The 4092-nt window shown below is 42.4% G+C and carries 1 protein-coding gene; it reads left to right on the top strand.

The genetic code is table 11. From position 1 onward, the window contains the following. The first annotated feature begins 259 nt into the window (after positions 1-259). On the top strand, positions 260-3487 hold the full coding sequence (locus tag VJ937_RS03955) for a S41 family peptidase (protein WP_324065597.1): 3228 nt from the start codon (positions 260-262) through the stop codon (positions 3485-3487). The last annotated feature ends 605 nt before the right edge of the window (positions 3488-4092 follow it).

Raw genomic sequence — 4092 nt, 5'->3', positions numbered from 1 at the left:
GCTATGCGCTGGTGCCAGAAATATCATAGATAAACGGATTAATACGGATACCGTTTTAGGTTTTATTCGCGATTACCTGTTGTCAACAATATTTATTCTTAAATGTAGATTCAATATTTGCGTGACCACAAAACCTGATTTACATTAATCTCTGTACTTATTCGGACAGTTTTCATTATAGGTCAAAAACAAGTTTGATATTTTCCTACCTTTGAAAACCCGTTAGAATGTTTTCTGAATAATGAAAAACACAAATAAAATGAGAGCTATATTTTTGCTTATTACACTGTTTCTGACCCAATTAGTCAATGCAAACACAGACTGGATGCGTTATGCGTCTATTTCGCCCGACGGAAAACAAATTGTTTTTACATATAAAGGCGACCTCTACCTGGTTCCAGCAAATGGCGGCGATGCCAAACCATTGACTTTCCACAAAGCACACGACTACGAAGCGGTATGGAGTCACGACGGCTCTAAAATTTGCTTTGCTTCGAATCGCTACGGCAATTTTGATTTGTTTATAATAGATACCAATGGTGGCCAGGCCAAACGACTTACTTTTCACTCTACAGATGAAGTGCCATACACTTTTTCGCACGATGACAAACACATTTTTTTTGGTGCGCAGCGCCTCGATGCAGCCAGTCACAGACAATACCCCACCAGTTCGCAGCCCGAGCTCTACAAAGTGGCCGCTGCAGGCAGTAATGTAAAACAGGTTTGGACTATTCCTGCTCAGGATGTACAAATAAGCAGCAACGGCAACACAATGCTTTATCATGATAAAAAAGGCGGCGAAGACAAATTTCGCAAACACCACGAATCTTCTATCACACGGGATATTTGGAAATACGATGCAAGCACCCAAAAACACACAAAACTTACCACTTTTCGAGGCGAAGACCGAAACCCGGTATTTGCGCAGGACGAAAATAAATTTTATTTCCTCAGTGAGCGCAACGGCTCATTCAATGTACACAGTATGAATATTGAAAATTCCGGTGAGGTAAAACAGGTCACAAACTTTAATCCTCATCCGGTGCGTTACCTGAGCATATCCGAAAATGGAACACTCTGCTTCACATACAACGGTTCCATTTACACAAAAACAGGTGATGCAGCCCCTGAAAAAATCAACATAAATATTCGCACAGAAGCCAAAGAAAATCCTTTGCAACTGGTAGATGTGCAGGGAAATATAAGCGAAATGGCTATTTCACCCAATGGTAAAGAGGTTGCATACATTGTGCGTGGCGAAATATTTGTTTCTTCGGTAAAAGGTGAAATGCACAAAAGAATTACCGAAACACCTGCCCGGGAGAGATTTGTGAGCTTCTCGCCCGATGGCGAACATATTCTTTATGCCAGCGAGCGCAATGCCAAATGGAGTATTTATCAGGCATCGAAAAAAAACAGCGATGAACCGTACTTTTTTGCATCAACATTAATAAAAGAAGAGGCGCTGATTGAAAACGAAAACAATAATTACCAACCAAAATATGCACCTGACGGGGAAAAAATTGCCTTTATTGAAAACCGGCGCACACTAAAAATCTTAGACCTGAAAGATAAAACCACCAGAACACTGCTCGACAAAGATAAACTATTGTACATGAGCGAAGGTGATCAGTATTTCACCTGGAGTCCCGACAGCAAATGGCTGCTGGCCGAATACTCTCCGGTTCTGGCCAACACCGAAGTCTTGCTGGTTTCGACAGAACACCAGGACTCAATCGTCAACCTAACGCAAAGCGGATATGGCGATTATAGTCCCAAATGGATTAATGGCGGCAAACAAATTCTCTGGTTCAGCGATCGGCACGGATTGCGCTCTTATGCCAACAGCGGTTCACGCCAATTGGATGCCTATGCCATGTTTCTTACAGAAGCCTCATGGGACAGGTTCAACCTGAGCAAAGATGAATATGCGTTGCTCAAAGAAATTGAGGAAAAGAAAAAAGAAGACAACGAAAAAGAGAAAAAACGCAAAAAGAAAAAATACAAAGAAGATAAGGCCGATAGCCTCACCGTAAAATTTGATTGGAATGGATTGCGCGATCGTAAAAAACGCCTTACCATACACTCCTCGAAACTCGGCGATGCTGTTTTATCCAAAGACGGACAAAAACTATTTTACCTGACACGCTTCGAGGAAAATATGGACCTCTGGCAAACCAACTTACGCACCAAAGAGACTCAAATGCTGATTGAACTGGGCGTAAGATATGGAAGCCTGAAATGGGACAAAAAAATGGAAACACTCTTCTTACTGGCCGATGGGAAGGTTTATACCATCGACCCCGAAAAGGAACGTAAGAAAAAAGTATCACTCGGAGGTGAAATGATGCTTGATGTAGTTGCCGAACGCCAGCAAATGTTCGATCATGTTTGGGAACGCAACAAAGGCATGTTCTACATTTCTGATTATCACGGTGCCGACTGGGAAATGCTGCGAAAAAACTACGAGCCCAAACTCCAATCGATTGGCAACGATTTCGAATTTGTTGAACTACTTTCTGAAATGCTCGGAGAACTCAACGTATCGCACAGCGGCGCCAGATACCGTTATAAAGCGTCCGATAGAGACCAAACCGCGGCGCTGGGCATTTTTATGGATTACAACTTTGACGGGCCCGGAATCAAAATTGCAGAAATCATAAAAGGCGGACCGCTTGACAAGCATGACCTGGAGGTTTCTGCGGGTATGGTTATTACAAAATTAGACGGAAAAACAATTGACAACAAAACCGATAACGCAAAATATCTGAATCGAAAAGCTGGTAAATACACAGCCTTAACCCTACTCGATCAGTCGAGCGGCAAAGAAAAAAACATTACGGTTAAACCCATTTCCCGCTCAAAAGAAAAACGACTTATGTACGAGCGCTGGGTACGTAAAAACGAAGAAGAAGTTGCCAAACTTAGCAACGGAAAACTAGCCTATGTACATATTCCCGGCATGAGCGATGGCCCGTACCGCAATACATACGAAAAAGTAATGGGCAAATATTACGAATGCGACGGCCTCATTGTAGACACCCGCTTCAACGGTGGTGGCGACCTGGTAGGCGACTTGAGCATGTTTCTCACCGGTGAAAACTTCATGCAGTATGCCATTGAAGATCGCACAGTAGGATACGAACCGGCATTTCGCTGGACAAAACCTTCGGTTGCGATGGTAAACGAAGCCAATTACAGCGACGGACATTGTTTTTCGTGTATGTACAAAGATCTGGGCATTGGCAAACTTATTGGCATGCCGGTTCCGGGCACATGTAGTTTTGCAGGATGGGAAATGTTGCAAAATGGCAAGGTGCTCTGGGGATCCATTCCGGTAAGCGCCAAAAATAAAGCCGGCGAATGGCTTGAAAACAATGAAACCATGCCGGATGTACAGGTGAAAAACATGCCCGGCAAAATCGATAAGGGAATAGACCAACAATTGGAGCGCGCCGTAGAAGAATTGCTAAAGGTTACGAAATAGCTTAAAATTTAGCTATAAACATCACCGCAACGGGTGGGTGATTAATGAACAAGCTTATCAATCGGTGATCTGTAGGATTTTTCAATAATATCGGACTCCTCCGGAGTCCTTGTATACCTCTTTTACATAAAATCTACAAATATGTAAACTCTCCGGGTTTAAGAAATGCATCAAGCTGGTACTGATTTAACTTCGTTAAGGTTGGCTGCATGAACTCGAGTAAATTGGAACACGGATTAAGCGGTTAAATCCAATAAAAAATATGCGAAGCTGAATAATTTCAGCGTATGTAGCGCTATGCGCTGGTGCCAGAAATATCATAGATAAACGAATTAAGACGGATATCGTTTTAGGTTTTATTCGCGTTCTATTTCATCCAACCAGCACCGATTTTAATTAATGGGTTTTCAATAGATCACAATTGATTTAGCGCATTTACAATTACGCCGATAATTGTGTCCCGTTTACAATTTATGAAACATCGCGGCGAGTCTGTTTTGGGAACCAAAACACCCGGCTGAAGCCGGGTGCAAGTTATAATTCCTCATCAAATATCAATTTAACTCCTTTTATGCCCCTCTCTGTTTCGGTTATTATCATTGCGC

It is taken from the genome of Salinivirga sp. (genome assembly GCF_035268865.1).
Classification (GTDB): domain Bacteria; phylum Bacteroidota; class Bacteroidia; order Bacteroidales; family Salinivirgaceae; genus Salinivirga.
The sequence above is the reverse complement of the archived record's forward strand: the minus strand, read 5'-3'. Positions and strand labels throughout refer to the sequence as shown.

Excerpts from the sequence above, each read along its gene's own strand:
- VJ937_RS03955 (WP_324065597.1), top strand. The coding sequence starts at position 260 with ATGAGAGCTATATTTTTGCTTATTACACTGTTTCTGACCCAATTAGTC.